The organism is Flavobacterium branchiophilum NBRC 15030 = ATCC 35035 (genome assembly GCF_002217205.1).
GTDB classification, from domain to species: Bacteria; Bacteroidota; Bacteroidia; order Flavobacteriales; family Flavobacteriaceae; genus Flavobacterium; species Flavobacterium branchiophilum.
The window spans coordinates 1-1769 of record NZ_MUGT01000206.1 but is presented as its reverse complement, the minus strand read 5'-3'; the positions used below and the strand labels follow the sequence as shown (position 1 = coordinate 1769).

General features: G+C 29.1%; 2 protein-coding genes. Both read left to right on the top strand.

The genetic code is table 11. The features are described 5' to 3' along the window. Positions 1-354 precede the first annotated feature (354 nt). On the top strand, positions 355-855 hold the full coding sequence (locus B0A58_RS15840) for a DUF2004 domain-containing protein (RefSeq protein WP_089081842.1): 501 nt from the start codon (positions 355-357) through the stop codon (positions 853-855). 203 nt (positions 856-1058) lie between these two features. Beyond that, positions 1059-1574 carry a GNAT family N-acetyltransferase gene (locus B0A58_RS15835; protein ID WP_089081841.1) on the top strand — a complete coding sequence of 172 codons (516 nt, stop codon included), beginning with the start codon at positions 1059-1061 and terminating at the stop codon, positions 1572-1574. Positions 1575-1769: the final 195 nt, after the last annotated feature.

Genomic DNA, 1769 nt, shown 5'->3' with positions numbered 1-1769 from the left:
ATACCAAAGAAAATGGCACTTGTAATATAAAAATGAATTAGGTTTACAAAGGAAGCCTCTAGGCGACCTTCCGTTAGCCTCCATGAGAGTTCCACTAAATATACAGCAACAACCAGCCCCCCCCTATTTTTGAAAAAATAAGTTGAATAGATACGATTGTATTACGATAATTTCTAATCTTGTGGCTTTTTTATATAAAATTTGCACACTAATTTTATATTTTGTACCATTGCAAAGGATATAAGAAATTGAAAAGATATGCAATAAGTTTCGTATATCCATTAGTTGGCAGTAAGTTTGGAGAACGACACGAAATTGACAAACAACAATCAATAATAATTAAAAATAACAAAGATGGCAGAATACACTTTACCACATTTCGGAAATTTACCAACAGAAAATTTGGAAGAATATTATAATGTTGACATTGAGTTCAACGGAAATCAAATTCAAATAGACCTAAATTTTGAAGCTAAAACCATTGACACCTTGACAATGGACAAAGTAAAAAACTTTATTGAAAACATTGACAAATTTGACAAATTAAACAATACCTACATTCTCAATGACTATAATGACGAAGATGGTGACACTGTAAAATTTTACTTAGAACACCACCTTGAAGAAGTTGGTAAAGATGAACTCTCAACACTTATTAATTTTGACGATACAACGACAGAACCTGAACAACAACTTTTGACAAAATTAAAATTAATAAGAGTTGGACTTTATCCTCATGACGAAGAAAACTTTGCAATTTTTGACTACTCAATTGGAGAAGAGATTACAAATTATTTAGTTGTTATAAACACAAACGAGAATGGAGAATTGGACTATATGACTATGGAAAGTTAAAATAAAACCTACTGCCAACAGCGGTTTGGCAAAATGGCGGGTTCATCACTAAATTGAACATTCGGTTTTCAAATGAACATTAGTGCTAAATTGAAAGTAAGTGCTTCAAAAGTTGCCACTTCATAAATATGCAAAATGTTATGCGTCAGTTTGGAGCCACAAAAATCGAAATGAAACTTATTATTAATATTGAATTTTAATTAATGATAAAACTTGAAAAATTTACTGAACAAGATTTTGAAAGATTAATAAACTGGATTGATAACGAAGAAACTTTAGTTCAGTTTTCTGGACCGATTTTTAAATTTCCATTAACTAAAGAACAACTGAACGAATATTTATATTCGGAAAATATAATTTCATTTAAAGTCAAAAATTTAGAAAAAAATGAAATAATTGGACATTCCGAAATTTATAAATCTGAAAACAATGAAGTTAAACTTTGTCGAATTTTAATTGGTAAGGAAAGTCAAAGAGGAAAAGGATTTGGAAAAAAAATTATAAATGAATTGGTAAAATATAGCTTTGAAAAACTCAATGCTAAAAAAGTAGAACTCAATGTTTATGATTGGAATAAATATGCAATTGTATGTTATGAAAAAACTGGTTTTGAAATGAACCCGAATAAATATAGCGAAATTGAAGTAAAAGGAAACAAATGGATTTCATTAAATATGATTTTAAATAAATCAAAATGGGAAAAGTTAACTAAAAATTGAAAAAAAAACCGAACGCACAACACCTAGCCTTTCCTTGCACCTGCAAGCCGAGTAATGAATTAAAATCAACGAATACCTATAAAAATAAAAACCCATGATTTAAACCAATGCTATTCATGGGCTTTTATGGGTTTATAAAACGTTTTTAGTTAGGATTTTATAAGGATTTGGCTGCACTTTTTTTGGAGGGATTTT

Coding starts and splice junctions, on each gene's coding strand:
- B0A58_RS15835 (WP_089081841.1), top strand. CDS start 1,059: ATGATAAAACTTGAAAAATTTACTGAACAAGATTTTGAAAGATTAATA.
- B0A58_RS15840 (WP_089081842.1), top strand. CDS start 355: ATGGCAGAATACACTTTACCACATTTCGGAAATTTACCAACAGAAAAT.